Source organism: Saliniramus sp. (assembly GCF_035311605.1).
Taxonomy (GTDB): Bacteria; Pseudomonadota; Alphaproteobacteria; order Rhizobiales; family Beijerinckiaceae; genus Saliniramus.
The window spans coordinates 1-16,216 of sequence record NZ_DATGCW010000100.1 but is presented as its reverse complement, the minus strand read 5'-3'; the positions used below and the strand labels follow the sequence as shown (position 1 = coordinate 16,216).

General features: G+C 63.2%; 18 protein-coding genes. 10 read left to right on the top strand and 8 right to left on the bottom strand.

Translation table 11 applies throughout. From position 1 onward, the window contains the following. From VKP01_RS04755 to VKP01_RS04720, 8 genes are all read left to right on the top strand, one after another. Positions 1-367: NAD(P)H-dependent flavin oxidoreductase (locus VKP01_RS04755; RefSeq protein WP_414706520.1), on the top strand; the 367-nt coding region annotated here is incomplete at its 5' end. Continuing rightward, positions 364-1,008 carry a histidine phosphatase family protein gene (locus tag VKP01_RS04750; RefSeq protein WP_324410772.1) on the top strand — a complete coding sequence of 215 codons (645 nt, stop codon included), beginning with the start codon at positions 364-366 and terminating at the stop codon, positions 1,006-1,008. The genes VKP01_RS04755 and VKP01_RS04750, both read left to right, overlap by 4 nt. 310 nt (positions 1,009-1,318) lie before the next feature. After that, a complete protein-coding gene (locus tag VKP01_RS04745; protein ID WP_324410770.1) occupies positions 1,319-2,347 on the top strand; it encodes an amino acid ABC transporter substrate-binding protein in 1,029 nt (342 codons plus the stop codon). Positions 2,348-2,428: 81 nt separating this feature from the next. Then, a complete protein-coding gene (locus VKP01_RS04740) occupies positions 2,429-3,625 on the top strand; it encodes an amino acid ABC transporter permease (protein WP_324410768.1) in 1,197 nt (398 codons plus the stop codon). A 3-nt stretch (positions 3,626-3,628) separates the two neighbouring features. After that, positions 3,629-4,987, top strand: coding sequence for an amino acid ABC transporter permease (locus VKP01_RS04735; RefSeq protein WP_324410766.1), 1,359 nt, complete (start codon positions 3,629-3,631; stop codon positions 4,985-4,987). 86 nt (positions 4,988-5,073) lie between these two features. Next, positions 5,074-5,784, top strand: coding sequence for an amino acid ABC transporter ATP-binding protein (locus VKP01_RS04730; protein ID WP_324410776.1), 711 nt, complete (start codon positions 5,074-5,076; stop codon positions 5,782-5,784). 70 nt (positions 5,785-5,854) lie between these two features. Beyond that, positions 5,855-7,069: a cysteine desulfurase-like protein gene (locus VKP01_RS04725; protein ID WP_324410764.1), complete on the top strand. Its 1,215-nt coding sequence runs from the start codon at positions 5,855-5,857 to the stop codon at positions 7,067-7,069. Positions 7,070-7,152: 83 nt separating this feature from the next. Further along, positions 7,153-7,470 carry a DUF6916 family protein gene (locus VKP01_RS04720; RefSeq protein ID WP_324410763.1) on the top strand — a complete coding sequence of 106 codons (318 nt, stop codon included), beginning with the start codon at positions 7,153-7,155 and terminating at the stop codon, positions 7,468-7,470. Positions 7,471-7,482: 12 nt separating this feature from the next. Here VKP01_RS04720 and lptB read toward each other — a convergent pair whose 3' ends face one another. From lptB to VKP01_RS04695, 5 genes are all read right to left on the bottom strand, one after another. Next, on the bottom strand, positions 7,483-8,322 hold the full coding sequence (gene lptB / locus VKP01_RS04715) for an LPS export ABC transporter ATP-binding protein (protein WP_414706519.1): 840 nt from the start codon (positions 8,320-8,322) through the stop codon (positions 7,483-7,485). A gap of 50 nt (positions 8,323-8,372) precedes the next feature. Beyond that, on the bottom strand, positions 8,373-8,927 hold the full coding sequence (locus tag VKP01_RS04710) for an LptA/OstA family protein (RefSeq protein WP_324410759.1): 555 nt from the start codon (positions 8,925-8,927) through the stop codon (positions 8,373-8,375). 80 nt (positions 8,928-9,007) lie between these two features. Next, positions 9,008-9,706: a hypothetical protein gene (locus tag VKP01_RS04705; protein ID WP_324410757.1), complete on the bottom strand. Its 699-nt coding sequence runs from the start codon at positions 9,704-9,706 to the stop codon at positions 9,008-9,010. Between the two features lie 192 nt (positions 9,707-9,898). Continuing rightward, a complete protein-coding gene (locus tag VKP01_RS04700) occupies positions 9,899-10,645 on the bottom strand; it encodes a class I SAM-dependent methyltransferase (RefSeq protein WP_324410755.1) in 747 nt (248 codons plus the stop codon). Between the two features lie 128 nt (positions 10,646-10,773). Continuing rightward, positions 10,774-11,403: a ribonuclease D gene (locus VKP01_RS04695; protein ID WP_324410753.1), complete on the bottom strand. Its 630-nt coding sequence runs from the start codon at positions 11,401-11,403 to the stop codon at positions 10,774-10,776. A 124-nt stretch (positions 11,404-11,527) separates the two neighbouring features. Here VKP01_RS04695 and VKP01_RS04690 point away from each other — a divergent pair, with 124 nt between their 5' ends. After that, the gene (locus VKP01_RS04690) at positions 11,528-12,397 is read left to right on the top strand and encodes an RNA methyltransferase (protein ID WP_324410751.1); all 870 of its coding nucleotides are present in this window, start codon (positions 11,528-11,530) and stop codon (positions 12,395-12,397) included. Positions 12,398-12,421: 24 nt separating this feature from the next. Here VKP01_RS04690 and VKP01_RS04685 read toward each other — a convergent pair whose 3' ends face one another. Further along, positions 12,422-13,000, bottom strand: a complete 579-nt coding sequence (locus VKP01_RS04685) for a hypothetical protein (RefSeq protein WP_324410749.1) — start codon at positions 12,998-13,000, stop codon at positions 12,422-12,424. 356 nt (positions 13,001-13,356) lie between these two features. Between VKP01_RS04685 and purU the strand changes: the two genes are divergently transcribed. Beyond that, entirely contained in the window at positions 13,357-14,205 is an 849-nt protein-coding gene (purU, locus tag VKP01_RS04680) for a formyltetrahydrofolate deformylase (RefSeq protein WP_324410747.1), read from the top strand. Here purU and VKP01_RS04675 read toward each other — a convergent pair. Beyond that, entirely contained in the window at positions 14,182-15,510 is a 1,329-nt protein-coding gene (locus tag VKP01_RS04675) for a hypothetical protein (RefSeq protein ID WP_324410745.1), read from the bottom strand. The genes purU and VKP01_RS04675 overlap by 24 nt on opposite strands. After that, positions 15,507-16,202 (bottom strand): ABC transporter ATP-binding protein, encoded by a 696-nt coding sequence (locus VKP01_RS04670; protein ID WP_324410774.1) that lies wholly within the window; start codon positions 16,200-16,202, stop codon positions 15,507-15,509. Before VKP01_RS04670 ends, VKP01_RS04675 begins: the two co-directional genes overlap by 4 nt. Positions 16,203-16,216: the final 14 nt, after the last annotated feature.

The window sequence follows — 16,216 nt, the reverse complement described above, 5'->3', positions numbered from 1 at the left end:
CTTCATCGCCACGCGCGAGGCCAATGCGGCGGATGCCTACAAGCAGATGATCGTGGAGGGCAGCGCCGATGACATCCTCTACACCAATTATTTCTCCGGCATTCACGGCAACTATCTCAAGCCCTCGATCCGCGCCGCCGGCCATGACCCCGATACGCTGGGCGAGGCCGATCCCTCGAAGATGAATTTCGGCGCGAGCGGCTCGGGCGGCGACAAGAAGGTCTGGCGCGACGTCTGGGGCGCAGGCCAGGGGATCGGCGCGGTGGATTCGGTGGAGAGCGCCGCCGCGCGCGTGGCGCGGTTCGATGCACAATACCGCGCTGCGCTGGCCGCCGAGCGGCGTTTCGCGCTCAGGGCATCGGCATGAAGAGCCAGACGGTCGCCGATGCGCGGATCACGCGCTGGTGGTGGATCCGCCACGCCCCCGTGGTCGGCGATGGCGGGCGCATCTACGGTCAGGCCGATCTCGATTGCGATTGCTCGGACATCCCCGTCTTCGCGGCGCTGGAGCGGATGCTGCCGCGCGAGCCGCTCTGGCTGACCTCGAATCTCGCACGAACCCATCAGACGGCACAGGCCATCATGACGCAACGCGGCGACGAAGAGCGCGCCTGCACGCCGATCAAGGATTTTGCTGAACAGTTTTTAGGCGATTGGCAGGGGCTCGCGCGCGAGGCATTCTTCGCCGGCCGCCGACCGCAGGCGGGGAGCTACTGGTTCGGTCCCGCTGATGAACGCGCGCCGGGCGGTGAGAGTTTCACTGATCTGTGCGGACGCGTGGAACCCGCGATTGCGCGGCTCAATCAGGAGAATGCGGGGCGCGATATCGTGGCTGTTGCCCATGGCGGCACGATTCGTGCCGCATTGCGGCTCGCACTCGGGATCGACGCCCAGACCGCCCTGGCCTTTGCCATACGCAATTGCGCGCTCACGCGGATCGACCATGTCGCGCTCGCGGACGAGGCGGGCTGGCGTGTTGCCTTCGTTAACTTTTATCCTTTGGGATGAGAAGCGCAGCGCCCAATAGCTGTGCTGCCTGCAATTTCTACAAAAATTTCGGCACCATGCCTGAAAGGTAAGCAGGGCTGTCGCAAAAAGCGCTTGCAACACAAAGCCCTGTGGTGATTGCATGGCAGGGATGAGCCTGCCTTATACGCGGCGATTGCCGGCAAGGCTGCGCATCAGAGCTTTTCTGCCTGCACGGGCGTTGTGCACATCGTGCGATGCTGCGACGCCGGTCTGGTTGCAAAAGTTAATGACGAAGGGGCGGAAACAAGCTCCTCGGCATGTCAAAGAATATCCAGAAGGGGACTCCTCAATGTTGAAAAAAATCGTTCCGGTCGTTGCAACACTCGCGGCGACCTTGTCCTATACGACTGCCGCAAGCGCGCAACAGACCCTCGAAACCGTGCAGGAACGCGGCTTCCTGAACTGTCAGGTCGGCCTGCCGACGCCTGGCTTCTACGGGCTTGATGCGGACGGCAACTGGTCAGGCATTGACGTCGATGTCTGCCGCGCCGTCGCCGCGGCAATCTTCGATGATCCGCAAGCCGTCGAATTCCAGTCGGTGACCTCGGCCGTTCGCTTCACATCACTCGCCAACGGCGAGTCGGACATGCTCAGCCGTACCACCACCTGGACCGCGGTGCGTGACACCCAGCTCGGCCTGGATTTCACCACCATCAATTTCTATGACGGCCAGGGCTTCCTGGTCCCCGAGGATTCCGGCATCACCTCCACGCTGGAACTCGACGGCGCCACGGTCTGCGTGCTGACCGGCACCACCACCGAACTCAACCTGGCGGATTACTTCCGTGCCAACAACATGGAGTTCACGCCCGTCACGAACGAGAACGTCAACGTCCTCGTCGAAACCTATCTCGGTGGCGGCTGCGACGCCTACACCAACGACAAATCGGGCCTCGCCGCCCGCCGTTCGGCCTTCCCGATGCCGGACGAGCACATCATCCTGCCCGAGACGGTCTCCAAGGAACCGCTCGGCCCGGTCGTGCGCAATGACGACAGCGCCTGGGGCGACATCGTGCGCTGGACCCTGTTCGGAATGATCGAAGCCGAAGAGCTGGGCGTGTCTTCGGAAAACGTCGAAGAGATGCTCGAATCCGATTCCCCCGCGATCCGGCGTCTGCTCGGCGTCGAGGGCAATATCGGTGAGGGTATGGGTCTTTCGCCGGACTTCATGGTCCGTGTCCTGAGCCATGTCGGCAATTACGGCGAGATCTACGAGGCCAATATCGGCGAAAACACGCCGGTCGGTATTCCGCGCGCCGGAACGCAGAACGATCTGTGGACCCGTGGCGGCCTGATCTACGCGATGCCTTTCCGTTGATCGGCACTTGACCCCGGCCCGGCTCCCCCGCGGAGCCGGGCTTTCCGGCGATAGTTCAGACGTCCCTGCGCGGAGCGCCCGATGGCCATCACCGAATCGACCTCGATGCGAGGCTCGAAGCCCTCGTCGTCAATTCTGAACAACGAGACGTTTCGCTCGATCGTCTTCCAGTTCGTCACAGTCGTCTGCATCTTCGGGCTCGGCTGGTTCTTCGTCACGAACACCATCGAGAACATGTCCCAACGCGGCATGTCGGCGGGGTTCGACTTCCTCGACGTCTCCGCCGGATTTGGCATCAGCTTCACGCTGATTCCCTACACGGAGGGTGACAGCTATTTTCGCGTCTTCCAGGTCGGCATCGCCAACACGCTGCTCGTGGCGGTGATCAGTATCTTCGGCGCCACCGTGATCGGCCTGATCGTCGGGCTGATGCGCATGTCGAAGAACTGGCTCGTGCGCACCATCGCACGCTGGTATATCGAGATCCTGCGCAACACGCCCTTGCTCCTGCAGATCATCGCCTGGTTCTTCGGGGTGTTCAATCTGCTTCCCCGCCCGCGTAACAGCCTCGACTGGGGCGGGCTGTTCGTTCTGAACAATCGCGGCTTCTACATGCCGAGCCCGATACCGGGCGACGGCTTTACCATGACACTGGTCGCTCTCGTGATCGCCATCATCGCGGCAGTGGGCCTGCGACGCTGGGCGCGCAAGCGGCAGGAAGCGACGGGCAAGTATTTCCCGGCCATGAGTGTCGGCCTCGCCGTGATCGTGGCGTTGCCGCTCGCGATCTTCCTGCTCTCGGGAGCGCCGCTGGCCTGGGACGTCCCCGTCCTGCAGGGCTTCAACTATCGCGGCGGCATGAGCGTGCCCCCCGCCCTGTGCGCATTGGTGCTGGCTTTGGCGATCTATACCTCCTGCTTCATCGCGGAGATCGTGCGCTCGGGCGTGCAATCGGTCAGCCACGGGCAGACGGAAGCCGCGCGCGCACTCGGCGTGAAGCCGTCCTGGACCATGCGTCTGATCATTCTCCCGCAGGCCCTGCGGGTGATCATTCCGCCGCTGATCAGCCAGTATCTGAACGTAACCAAGAATTCCTCGCTGGCCATCGCCATCGGCTTCCCCGATCTCGTGAGTGTTTGGATGAACACTTCTTTGAACCAGTCCGGGCGCGCGATCCCGATCGTCGCCATGACCATGGCCTTCTACTGCATCGTGAGCCTGTTCGTGTCGCTGATCATGAACGCCTATAACCGCCGCATTCTCCTGAAGGAGCGCTGAGAGATGAGCGACTCCACCAACACCACCAGGACTCAGCCGCTGATCTTCCAGCCGAAGCCGGAGCGGGCTGCCCCGCCGAGCACTGTCGGTGTCGTCGGCTGGATGCGCCAGAACCTGTTCTCCAGCGTCTCCAACACGCTGATGACGATCCTGGGCGCCTATATCGTCTATGTGTTCCTCGCTTCGGTACTGAACTGGGCCTTGTTCAACGCGGTCTGGGAGGCGGAAAACCGGCGTGAATGTCTCGATCTGGTCGGACGCTCCGGTGCCTGCTGGCCGGGCGTGATTGAATGGTTCGACAACCTGATCTACGGGCTCTACCCCAAGGATCAGATCTGGCGGATCAATCTCGGATTTCTCGCGCTGATCCTGTGGGTCGCGCCGCTCTGGTTCCCGAAGGTCCAGTCCAAGGTCGCGATCGGCATCAGCGCCGTAATGCTCTACCCGTTCCTGGCCTCCTATTTCTTCCTCGGCGGCGACAAGGGCGTGTTCTGGACCGCGCTGGTCTCAGCCGGGCTGACCGGGCTGATCTGGGTCTGGCTCACCGTCTTTACCGAATTGCGCTACGGCACGAGTTTCATCCGGACCATGGGCGCGATCCTCGGCAATTCCGGCAAGTCGGAGGAAGAGCAGCTCAAGTTCGGGCGACTTTCGCTGATCGGCGTCTTCGTCATCGCGGTGGTTCTGGTGTCGCAGTGGGAATTGTCCTTCGTCTCCACACGGCAATGGGGCGGGCTGTTCCTGACTCTGGTGATCTCGGGCATCGGCATCACCTTCTCGCTCCCCTCCGGCATCATGCTGGCGCTGGGGCGGCGTTCGACCATGCCGCTGATCCGGATGATCTGCACCGGTTTCATCGAGTTGTTCCGCTCGGTGCCGCTGATCACCATCCTGTTCATGTTCAACACCATGCTGCCCCTGTTCCTGCCGGTGGGCGTGGAGGTGAACCAGCTGGTGCGCGCCATCGTCGCCGTCTGTCTCTTCGCCGCAGCCTATATGGCGGAAGTTATCCGTGGCGGGCTGCAGGCGATTCCGAAGGGGCAGTATGAAGCCGCTGCCGCAATGGGTCTGGGCTACTGGCAGGCGACGACGCTGATCATCATGCCGCAGGCGTTGAAGATCATGATCCCGACGATCGTCGGCAACTTCATCGGCCTGTTCAAGGACACCACGCTGGTCTCGATCATCGGGTTGTTCGATCTGCTCAACATGGCCCGCTCGGTGGGCGAGGATACGCGCTGGCTGGGTCTGTTCATCGAGCCGTTCTTCTTCATCACGATGATCTACTTCTTCTTCTGCTTCCTGATGTCGCAATACTCGATCAACCTCGAGCGCAAGCTCGAAGCCGGCGCACGACGCTGAGGGGGGATGACGTGAGCACGGATACGATCGAAAAGACGGCGAAACGTTCCGCCCAAAGTGGCCAGCCGGTGATCGAACTGGTCGGCATGAGCAAGTGGTACGGCAATTTCCAGGTGCTGAAGGATATCGATCTGACGGTCTATGAGGGGGAGCGGATCGTCGTCTGCGGCCCCTCCGGATCGGGAAAATCGACCATGATCCGCTGCATCAACCAGCTGGAAGTCCACCAGGAAGGCGACGTCATCATCCATGGCAAGGCCTATGGCAAGGACGAGAAGCAGAACGACCTTATCCGCCGCGATATCGGCATGGTCTTCCAGAGCTTCAACCTGTTCCCGCATCTCTCGGTGCTGGAGAACTGCACCATGGCGCAGATCTGGGTGAAGGAAACCCCCAAGGCCGAGGCGGAGGCCGTGGCGATGCATTTTCTGGAGCGGGTGCGCATTCCCGAACAGGCGCACAAATTCCCGCTCCAGCTCTCGGGCGGACAGCAGCAGCGCGTTGCCATCGCCAGGGCCTTGTGCATGAACCCGAAGATCATGCTGTTCGACGAGCCGACTTCCGCCCTCGATCCGGAAATGATCAACGAGGTGCTGGAAGCCATGATCGAGCTGGCAGAATCGGGCATGACCATGATCGTCGTCACCCACGAGATGAACTTTGCCCGCAAGGTGGCCGACCGGGTGATCTTCATGGATCAGGGTGAGATCGTCGAACAGGCGCCACCCCATGCGTTTTTCGACAATCCACAATATGACCGCACGCAACTGTTCCTGAGCCAGATCCTGCACCATTAATCACGGCACGCTGCTGCCGATCGCGTCCTGCGTTCTCCGCCCGCGCCTCGTTCCACGCCAAGGAGATCCCATGGCTCTTGATCTCGCGCATGTGCGCAGCCAGTTTCCGGCCCTCGCGGATGGTTTCGCCTATTTCGACAATGCCGGCGGCTCGCTGGTGCTCCAGCCCGTGGCCGAGCGCATCAGCGACTATCTGCTCACCACCAGCGTGCAGACTGGCGCCTCCTACAGCCAATCGCAGCGCGCCACGGCGCGGGTGCAGGAGGCGCGCGCGGCGATCGCGCGCTACATGAACGCGCAGCGCCCGGAGGAGATCGTGCTCGGCGCCTCCGCCACCATGATGATGCGCACCCTGGCCCAGGCCATGGCCGGCCAGTTCCAGCCCGGCGACGAGGTGATCCTCACCAATTTCGACCACGAGACCAATATCGGCCCCTGGTTGACGCTGGAATCGCGCGGCGTCGTCTTCAAGTTCTGGGAGATCAACCCGGAGACGGCTACGGTCGATCCCGCTGATCTGGACGCGCTGATGAGCGAGAAGACGAAGCTCGTCTGCGTCACGCATGTCTCCAACATTCTGGGTACGATCAACCCGATCCGCGCCATCGCCGACAAGGTCCATGCGGGCGGCGCAAAGCTCGTGGTCGATGGTGTCGCCTATGCGCCGCACCGGGCCGTCGATGTGCAGGCGCTGGACGCCGATTATTACGTGTTCAGCTTTTACAAGACCTACGGCCCGCATTTCGCCGTGCTCTACGGGCGCTACGAGCTCTTGCGCGCGCTGGATAATCTGTACCATTATTTCTATGACAAGGACAAAGTCCCCGCGAAGCTGGAACCCGGCAATACCAATTACGAGCTCGCCTGGGGCTCTGCCGGCATCGTCGATTATTTCGATGAGCTGGGCGGCGGCACCGGCGATCACGCCGCCATCGCGCGCGCCTTCGAGGATGTCGCCGCGCACGAGGCCGTGATCGGCGAGCGGCTGCTCGACTATCTGCGCGGCAAGAACGGCGTGCGCATCATCGGCGATCGCGGCTCCGACAGGGCGACGCGGGTGCCGACCATCTCCTTCAAGGCGGACGGGATCGACAGCGAAGCGATCGTGCGCAAGGTCGATGCGGCGCAGATCGGCATTCGCTTCGGCGATTTCCACTCCCGTCGGCTGGTGGAATCACTCGGCCTGAGCCCGATGGGCGGCGTCGTGCGCGTCTCGATGGTGCATTACAACACAATTGAGGAAGTCGATCGCGTCATCGCGGCTTTGGACGAGGCGATGGCGTGATCGGCCTCCTGGTTCGCATGTAAGCTGTTTCATTGCGCGAATCATGCTATCCAAGATCGTATCAAGCGATCAGGGATGGCAGGATGCTCGACAAACTGACTTACGATGATTTCAAGGATTATCGCAGCAAGACCTTCACGCTCGAAGGTATCGGCGGACAGGTGGAGATGCGCCTGCTCGATGTGCGACTCTCGCCTTATCCGGGTTTGCCGGGCCAGCGCCAGCCCTTCGCGATCCTCTTCGTCGCCCCAGACAAACCCTCACTTGACGGGCAGATGTACAACATCCGCCACCCTGGTCGCGGCCTCGTCGAAGGCATGTTCATCACACCCGTCGTACCCCCGCCGGAATTCATCCAGAAGACCCGGGAAATGCGCTTTTACGAAGCGATCTTCAACTGAAGCAGCGCAGCCTCAGAGGCGGAAATCCTCACCAAGATAGAGCTTGCGCACATCCGGATTCGCGACGATCTCCTGCGGTGTGCCTTCGGTGAGAACACGGCCGGAATGGATGATATAGGCCCGGTCGATCAGGCCGAGCGTCTCGCGCACATTGTGATCGGTGATCAGCACCCCGATCCCGCGCCGGGTCAGGTGACGCACCAGATTCTGGATATCGCCAACCGCGATCGGGTCGATGCCGGCAAAAGGCTCGTCGAGCAGCATGAAGGCGGGATCGCTCGCGAGCGCGCGTGCGATCTCGCAGCGCCGGCGTTCACCGCCCGACAGCGCGATGGAGGGCGTCTTGCGCAGCCGCTCGATATGGAATTCCGCCAGAAGCGCATCGAGCTTTTCCCGGCGCCGCCAGCGATCGGGCTCGACCACTTCGAGCACAGCGCGGATATTGTCCTCGACATTGAGGCCACGAAAGATCGACGCTTCCTGCGGTAAATATCCGATACCCAGCCGCGCACGCCGATACATCGGCAGCGCCGTCACATCGGCTCCTTCCAGGCTGATGACGCCCTGATCCGCTCCGACAAGCCCGGTGATCATGTAGAAGATCGTCGTCTTACCCGCACCGTTGGGGCCGAGCAGACCGACGGCCTCCCCCCGTCGCACGGTCAGGCCGGCATCCTGCACCACGGTGCGATCACCATAGCGTTTTTGCAGCCCCTTCACGGCCAGCACGCCCGGCCCGCCGAAAGCCCCTTCACCAGGCTGCTCTGCCGCATTGCCGGGAGCGACATACTGTGTCGGATAGTCGAATTGATCGTTCACGGTCTCGGGCTCATCCCCGGTCTGAGATTGCATTCTGCTTTAGTCCAGGCGGCTCTCGCGCGCAATCGCGCGCTCAACGCTCATCAGTCATCTGCCCCGCCTGGGACGAACAGGCCGCGCACCCGCTGCGTTCCGCCGGATTCGACATTGGCGACACCGCGATCGATATCGTAGACGAGTCGCTCGCCACGGGTAACGTTCCGGCCCTGACTGAGAGCGACATTGCCGCTGATGACCATCTGGCCGCTGGCGCGGTCGTACACCGCCTGATCACCGGTCGCCACCTGGTCCTCCGAGAGGATCGTGACCGGCCCGGCGCAGTCGATCCTGCGGATCGCATCGCCGGTATCATCGCCGTTGCCGCTCGTCGGATTGCGCTCGAAATGGATTGTGAGCTCCGAGCAGCGGATCGTGGTGTCGCCCTGCACGGCCACGACATCGCCGGCATAGACGGCGCGGTTCTCGCGGTCGAACACGTCGAGACGATCGGCATCGATCCGGATCGGCGCAGTCGATTCGGAGCCCAGCCCGCCGAAGGCGCGATCAGGATTCTGCGCCTGCGCCGATACCGTCATCAGCGGCGCACCGACGATGCCGAGCCCGAGAACCAGGATCCATGCCAGCGAATTCCAACGCATCGGCGATCGGGCCGGGCGACGGGCATGCGCATATTCACGGGGGCGGGATGAGGGGAACGCTGTCATTGGCTCTGCATCTTTCAGCGGTTGAAATCGGTGCCGGGCGGATCGACCGGCGCAGGTGCGACATTCTGCGCGTCGCTGCCCAACCTCGGTGCGGCGAGAACGCTCTCGACCCCGCCCTCGAAACTGATCAAGTCGCCGCCATCGGAAATGCGCATGCTGCGTGCCTGTATCGTCCCGTCACTGAAGGTCAGCGAGACGGGCGCGTCGGATGCAACCGTTCCGGCAGCAAAATCGATATCGGCGACGCTCAGATCCAGAACATAGCCCGTTGATGAGACGACGCGGACGTCGCGCTCCAGCACGAGATATTCGCTCTGGGTATCGAAGCGCCCGCTGGCCGCCTCGATCCGCGCGGTCTGACCAGCATCGTCGATGGTGATATTGGCACGCAATTCGCGCAAGTCGATCAGATGCGGCTCGCGCACATCCTGCGACGCATCTTCCGCCGTGACCTCATAAGGCCGCGTCCCGTCCTGGAAACCGCGCAGGCGCGGCGCATCCATGACGACGCGGGTGCCCGACACGCTGATCGGGCCGATACTGATGCCGCCATAGCGTGCAAAGGGATTGAACCAGGTCAGGGCGAAGAGGAGCACGACGGCAAGCGCGGCGGTGATCGGTATGGCACGACGCAGGAACCGCACGCGTCGGGAATGACGCATGGCGCGGGCATGCTCGCGCCGGTGTTTCTCATGCCACTGGGCGCGCTGCATGCGATCATGACGACCTCGCGCATCAAGCGCCCGATCTTGCGTCGGCATTTGCGTCGCACTCACTTCAATCCAATCCCGTCAAAGAAGCTCTCGCAGAAGGTAGCTTGCCGCACCATCACATGTCGATCGTCCGCGCGGACGCTATCTCGATACGGTACATCAATGGCGCATTCATGTCCCGCAACAGAGAATCTATTCATGTGACGCGCGCAGGATTGCCCACATATTGTCGTCTGTCGGCAGCGACCAGAGCAGCGGCAATTCCACGTCGAACCCATGCCGCGCGGCCATCTGCGTGAGTGACTTCTTGGTGAAGTAGTTCACGTGATCGGGAATACGGAAACCGCACCAGTTCGCACCCATCACCATCCGGTTGAGACTGCCGTAATTGGGGACCTTGACAATCGCGACGCCCCCGGGGCGCAGGACGCGGGCCAGTTCGCCCAGCACCTCATCGGGATAGGCCTCGTGTTCGAGATAGGAACGCAGGACCGCCGCGTCGAAAAAATTGTCGGCAAATGTCGCGAGGCCGGCCCGGCTTTCCGCATGCACACAATGCCCGCCATGGGGCGCAAAGCTGTTGGCCGCTTCCTGCGCGAGTGCGCGCGACAATTCGATACCGAAAGGCACGAAATCTCCCACGAAAGGCAATGCGTGCGAGCCGGTGCCGCAACCGATATCGAGCACATTTCCACCATCAACCCGGGCGCGAACGAGATTCTCGGGGCGCGCGCGCGGAATCAGGCGGTGGCGCCAGCGCGTCGCATCCTCGAGCCATTGCAGCACCGGAACACGCTTTCGCCGCTCCGTCTTCTCGCGCTCGAATTGCTTTTCCCAAGCGAGATCATCGACAAAGGCCTCCGCCGGAGCAAATTGCGGCATGTAGACGAAGCCGCAGACCCGGCACCCGGCGACCGACCAGCCATCACGGGACAGCACCTGGCGATCTTCGTCGGGATCATGCATTGCGCCGCATGACGGGCACGGGCGCTCGTGCTTCTCAACCATGTTCAGACCCCGCATAACCGGAAGTGCAATCTCACCGCCAAACGTATTTTGCGACCCGCTCAACTATGGGCGAAGATGTCGGTCTCCGGCCAGCCGGCCAGATCGAGTCTCGCGCGCGTCGGCAGGAAGTCGAAACAGGCCTGCGCCAGATCGGTACGCTCTTCGCGCGCCAGCATCGTATCCAGGCGCTCCTTGAGCCTGTGCAGGTGCAACACGTCGGAGGCGGCGTAATCGAGCTGTGCCTTGCTGAGCGTATCTGCCGCCCAATCCGAGGATTGCTGTTGCTTGGAGATTTCCACCTGCAGCAATTCGCGCAACAGATCCTTGAGACCGTGACGGTCCGTATAGGTGCGCACCAGCTTCGAGGCGATCTTGGTGCAATAGACCGGCCCCGTCATCGCCCCGAGCGCATGATAGAGAACCGCAAGATCGAAGCGGGCGAAGTGGAAGATCTTGAGCGTATCGCTGTTCGCAAGCACACCTGCGAGGACCGGGGCGCCGCCATGCGGGGTATTCAGCTGCTCGCGCGTGATCTGCACCACGTCGGCCTCACCGTCACCCCTTGAGATCTGCACGACGCAAAGTCGGTCGCGCAACGGGTTGAGCCCCAGCGTCTCGGTATCGACGGCAATGGCGGGGCCGGGATCGTAATCGGCGGGGAGATCCCCGAGATGGTGACGCACGCTCATGTGCTGCCTTCCTCGCTTGACCGGTTGAACGCGCTGGTGATTTCACTTTGCCCGGCATCTGTCAAATCGCCTGTCGCCGTGTCAGTGTCTTGACACCCGCCGATCCCGCCCCCATCCCGATCCGATGACCCCGCCCGATCATATCACAGCGCAGGATGACGGCCTCACGGCCCGGCTGACACGGATCACCGATCCGTTCGATCCGCGCATCGCGGATTATCGCGATGTGCGCGATCGCGATCTCAAGGGTCGCGCCGGGCTGTTCATGGCTGAGGGCGCCGTGGTCATGCGCGACATGGCACGCAGTGCGCGCTTTGCCTTCGAATCCGTGCTGATCGCGCAAAACCGCGTGCCCGCCATGGCGGCGTGGATCGCCGCCCTGCCCGACGCCGTGCCGGTCTACGTGGCGGAGGGCACCGTCATGGATGCGATTGCCGGCTTCGCCATCCATCGCGGCATCCTGGCGCTGGCGCGGCGCGGCGAACCGCTTGAACCGGGGATTCTGCTGGAGGAAGCGCCAGCGGATGCGCTGGTGGTGGCCTGTTTCGGCATCACCAATCACGACAATCTCGGCGGCATTTTCCGCAATGCCGCCGCTTTCGGCGCCGCCGCCATCTTGCTCGACCCGCAATGCTGCGACCCGCTCTACCGCAAGGCCTTGCGTGTCTCCGTGGGCGCAGCGGCGCGGGTGCCCTTCGCAAGGCTTGGCCCCGGACCGGGCGATGCTGGCAATGCCTGCACGCTGTTGTGCAACCATGGCTTCGAACCGCTCGCCCTGTCGCCGCGCGGCACGCTGACGCTGGCGGAGGCCGCCTCGCACTACCAGGGGCGCCGCGCCCTTCTGCTCGGCAGCGAAGGGCCCGGCCTCGCCCCGGACCTGATCGCGGCTGCCACCAGTGTGCGCATCGACATGGCGGGTGATTTCGACAGCCTCAACGTCGCGACCACCTCCGGCATCGCGCTCTATGCCCTGACCCGTCAGCCGGGCGACTGAAGCAGGGCGCCCGCTGCGCGCGGGTTATTCCAGCGTCAGCTTCGAAGGCAGGCGCGGCCCAGAAGGCGCGTTAGGGCGCACTTCCGTGCCATAAGCCTTGACCCCGCCGCTGCCCATGTCAAGCTCTCGCTTGATCACGGCCTGGAAGCGCTGGTTGGGCCCGAACCCGCCAAGCGGCCCGTCCTCCAGCTTCGCCAGCGCATGGCCGCATTCGTGGATCAGGAGATCCATCAGATCGCCCTGCTCGAGGTTGATGTAGATCTTCTCGTCGCGCGCGCCGATCGTCGAGCGGCTGTTTCCGCCGCCATGGCCGATGGTAATCCAGAGCGTGTCGTAATCGGCCAGCGCCTTGTTGAGAACACCGCGAAAGGTCGGGCTCAGCCGCACCAGACGATGCAGATAGGACATGCATTCTCGCGCCCGCTCACCGGAAATGATGATCTGATCATCGAATCCGCGCGCTACCCGCGCCTCTGCGGCTTCGGTATCGTGATGGGTGAGATATTCACGGCGCAGGGCTGCCTGAAACTCGCGGGATTTATCCTCGAGGTCGCTTTCCCGGCGCGAGGGCGTTACCGGAGCGATCTCCGGCGAACCCTGCATGCGTCTGGGCCCCTTGACCATGATCACGCCTCACCAGATCATTGCGACGCTGCAGTCCGGATCACGCATCGTCGCGGAGCGCCATCACGACAGTACAATCTAAAATTATAAACATTTCCTTGCCCCGAGCAAGGATCATGCCGCAGGAGGTATCATCCTGTCGGCAGATCGACCATCGAGAGGTTCGGGCTGGGTCAAGAGGCGCGGATCCATGTCACAATTCTGAACAACGCAACCCTGAATTCCATCGGGATTGGCGCATTATCGCTTGCGCGTGACGCCGTGGCGCGTCAAGAATCGCTGCAGATCGCGCGCTCCGTGGCGCGCGGACCGATCATATGCGGGCTCCGAAAACCATGACATGCCGCTACGTCCTCACCCTCTCCTGCCCCGACCGGATCGGCATCGTCGCCGCTGTCGCCGGCTTTCTGGCCGGTCGGGAGGGCAATATCCTGGAAAGCGCGCAATACAATGATCCGGAAACCGGGCGTTTCTTCATGCGGGTGCGCTTCGAGATTGCACAGGATCACGCGGCGCTGCGCGCCGGTTTCGCGGAAAGCGTCGCCGAGGCGTTCGGCATGGAATGGACGATGAACGGCGCCGATGACCGCCCGCGCGTGCTGCTGATGGTCTCGAAATTCGGCCATTGCCTCAACGACCTGCTCTATCGCTACGGCTCCGGACTGTTGCCGGCTGAGGTGGCAGCGGTGGTCTCGAACCATCGCGATTTCTACCGGCTCGCCGCCAGCTATGACGTGCCGTTTCATCATCTGCCGGTGCGGGCACAGAACAAATCCGAGCAGGAGACGAAGCTGCGCGAATTGATCGCGGAACAGGCGATCGATCTCGTCGTGCTCGCGCGCTACATGCAGGTACTGTCGCCGGAATTCTGTGCCGCGATGCCCGGGCGGATCATCAACATCCACCACTCCTTCCTGCCCAGCTTCAAGGGCGCCGCCCCTTATAGCCAGGCCCACAAGCGCGGCGTCAAGCTGATCGGCGCCACGGCGCATTACGTCACAGCCGATCTCGACGAGGGCCCGATCATCGAGCAGGACGTCACCCGCGTCGACCACACCATGAGTGCCGACGAACTGATGGCGGCTGGGCGCGACGTCGAGTGCTCCGTTCTCGCCCGCGCCGTGCGCTATCATCTTGAGCGCCGTGTCCTTCCGAACGGCTCACGCACCGTCGTTTTCCGCTGAGGTTTCCAGAAGACCGCGCAGATTGGGCAGGAACCGGTCGAGAAACCGCGTCGTCGCCGGCATGAAGCGGCTGCCGTGGTGGTAGATCGGATCGAGCGACGTGACGATCATGCGCCCTTGTGTGGAGACGCGATCGTCATAGGCGATCGCACGCCCATGCTCATCGACGATGAGCACCTGCGCGCCCTGAGGCGGCACGAACCAGCCGTGCAGATGCCATGTAACGTCGCGATCCGCCATGCCCGCGAGCAGCGGGTGGTCCGGCGCGGCGATACGCACACCAAGATCCGCCTCCGGCGTAAGCCACCACCAGAAATTCGTCTCGACCGGCGTGAAGGCGATGTTCGGGAGCCAGAGATCGCTGCGGCTCTCGCCCATGGCGATTACCGTGCCGCCGGCCTCGAGATGCCGGGCGATCCGCTCGCGCTGCGCAATCATGCGCGATGGCGGCGTACGGCAGGAGACCAGAAGGATATCGTCGGGCTTCAGTACCCGGTCGATCGCCTCCGGCGCGACCACGTCATCGAAGATCGCGCGATAACGCGGCCCTTCGAGCGCTTCGATCTGATAATAGGTCCCGGCATTGGTCGCGACCAGGCGCGACTCTGCGCCGCCCTCGACCGAGACATCGATGCGGGAAGCATCACGCCGCAACCAGCCAACATCGGAACTGACGGCGCCCGTCCGGCCTTCCCCGCCGCTGATGCAGGGCCCGCCTGCCGCCCAGGCGATGATGTTCGCCCAGACGCGTTCGCCGATCCCGTGCATCGTTGCGATCTGTGCGAGATCATTGCCCGCATGGCTGAAGAAGGCGCCGCCGTGCGGCCTGTGCCAGACCCAGTCGACCGCGACGTCGCGCGGGCCCAGTGTATTGATCACGACGGCTCCCGGCGGCGGCGGATTGCAGCCCCGGCCATAGAAACCCGCCACGCCCCTGTTGGTCTCGAGCGACGCGACATCGATACCGGCGAAAACCGGATGCGGTTGGCAGGCAATGAGCGCGAAATCGCTGCGCTTCGGCGTCGTCATGGGCTGATACTGCATCAACCCGTCGAGGAGCGGGCGCATCACATGCCCGTTGAAGAACCAGCGCCCGCCGGCATCGAGAAACCGCTCCAGCGCTGGTCGCAACGCCATCGCGGCATCCTGATCGAAGAGCATGCCCGTGACGAGACCGCGATGGCGCATCAGCACCGCCTCCGACAGATCGGCCTGGGTGAGAGGCGTGACCGCGCCGCGCGCTACCGCAGCTTTCAGCCCTTCCGGGACATCCACATCCCCCGGATGCAGCCAGATGACACTCATGCGACGTCCTTTCCCGTGAATGCCGGCAGCATGGCGCGCCGTGTCTCCCGATCCGTCATCCGCACCCAATGCATGGGCACGCCATAGAGCTGCGACATGAGATCCGGGGTGATCATCTGCGCGACCGGCCCCTGCACGACCTCACCGTCCGACATCATCAGGGCAACATCGTCGGCGACGGCAAGCGCGTGGTTGGGATCATGGGTGGTGAAGAGGATGGCACGCTCCCGCGCCTGTCCCAAGCCGGCGATCAGACCGAGCGTGCGCGCCTGGTTGCCGAGATCGAGCGCCGAGGTCGGCTCGTCGAGTACGAGCGCCGGCGATCCCGTCGCCAGCGCACGGGCGATCAGGACCATCTGACGCTGGCCGCCCGACATCCGGTCATAGCTCTGATCGGCCAGATGACAGGCTCCGACCTGAACCAGCGCGGCGCGCGCGGTATCCGCATCCGCGCCATCGGGCTGGCCAAACAGACCGCGACGGGCTGCGCGCCCCATCGTAACCACCGCGAGTCCGGACAATCTGATCTGCGAGGCGCCGTGCTGGGGCACATAGCCGACGATACCGGGCGCATGTCGGCTTCCCCGGTCGAGCTTCTGAAATCCGAGGATCGCACGCAGAAGGGTTGTCTTGCCGCGCCCGTTCGGCCCGAGAATGGCCATGGTCCGGCCGCTTGCGACATTGAGCGTCAGGCGCGCGAAGAGAC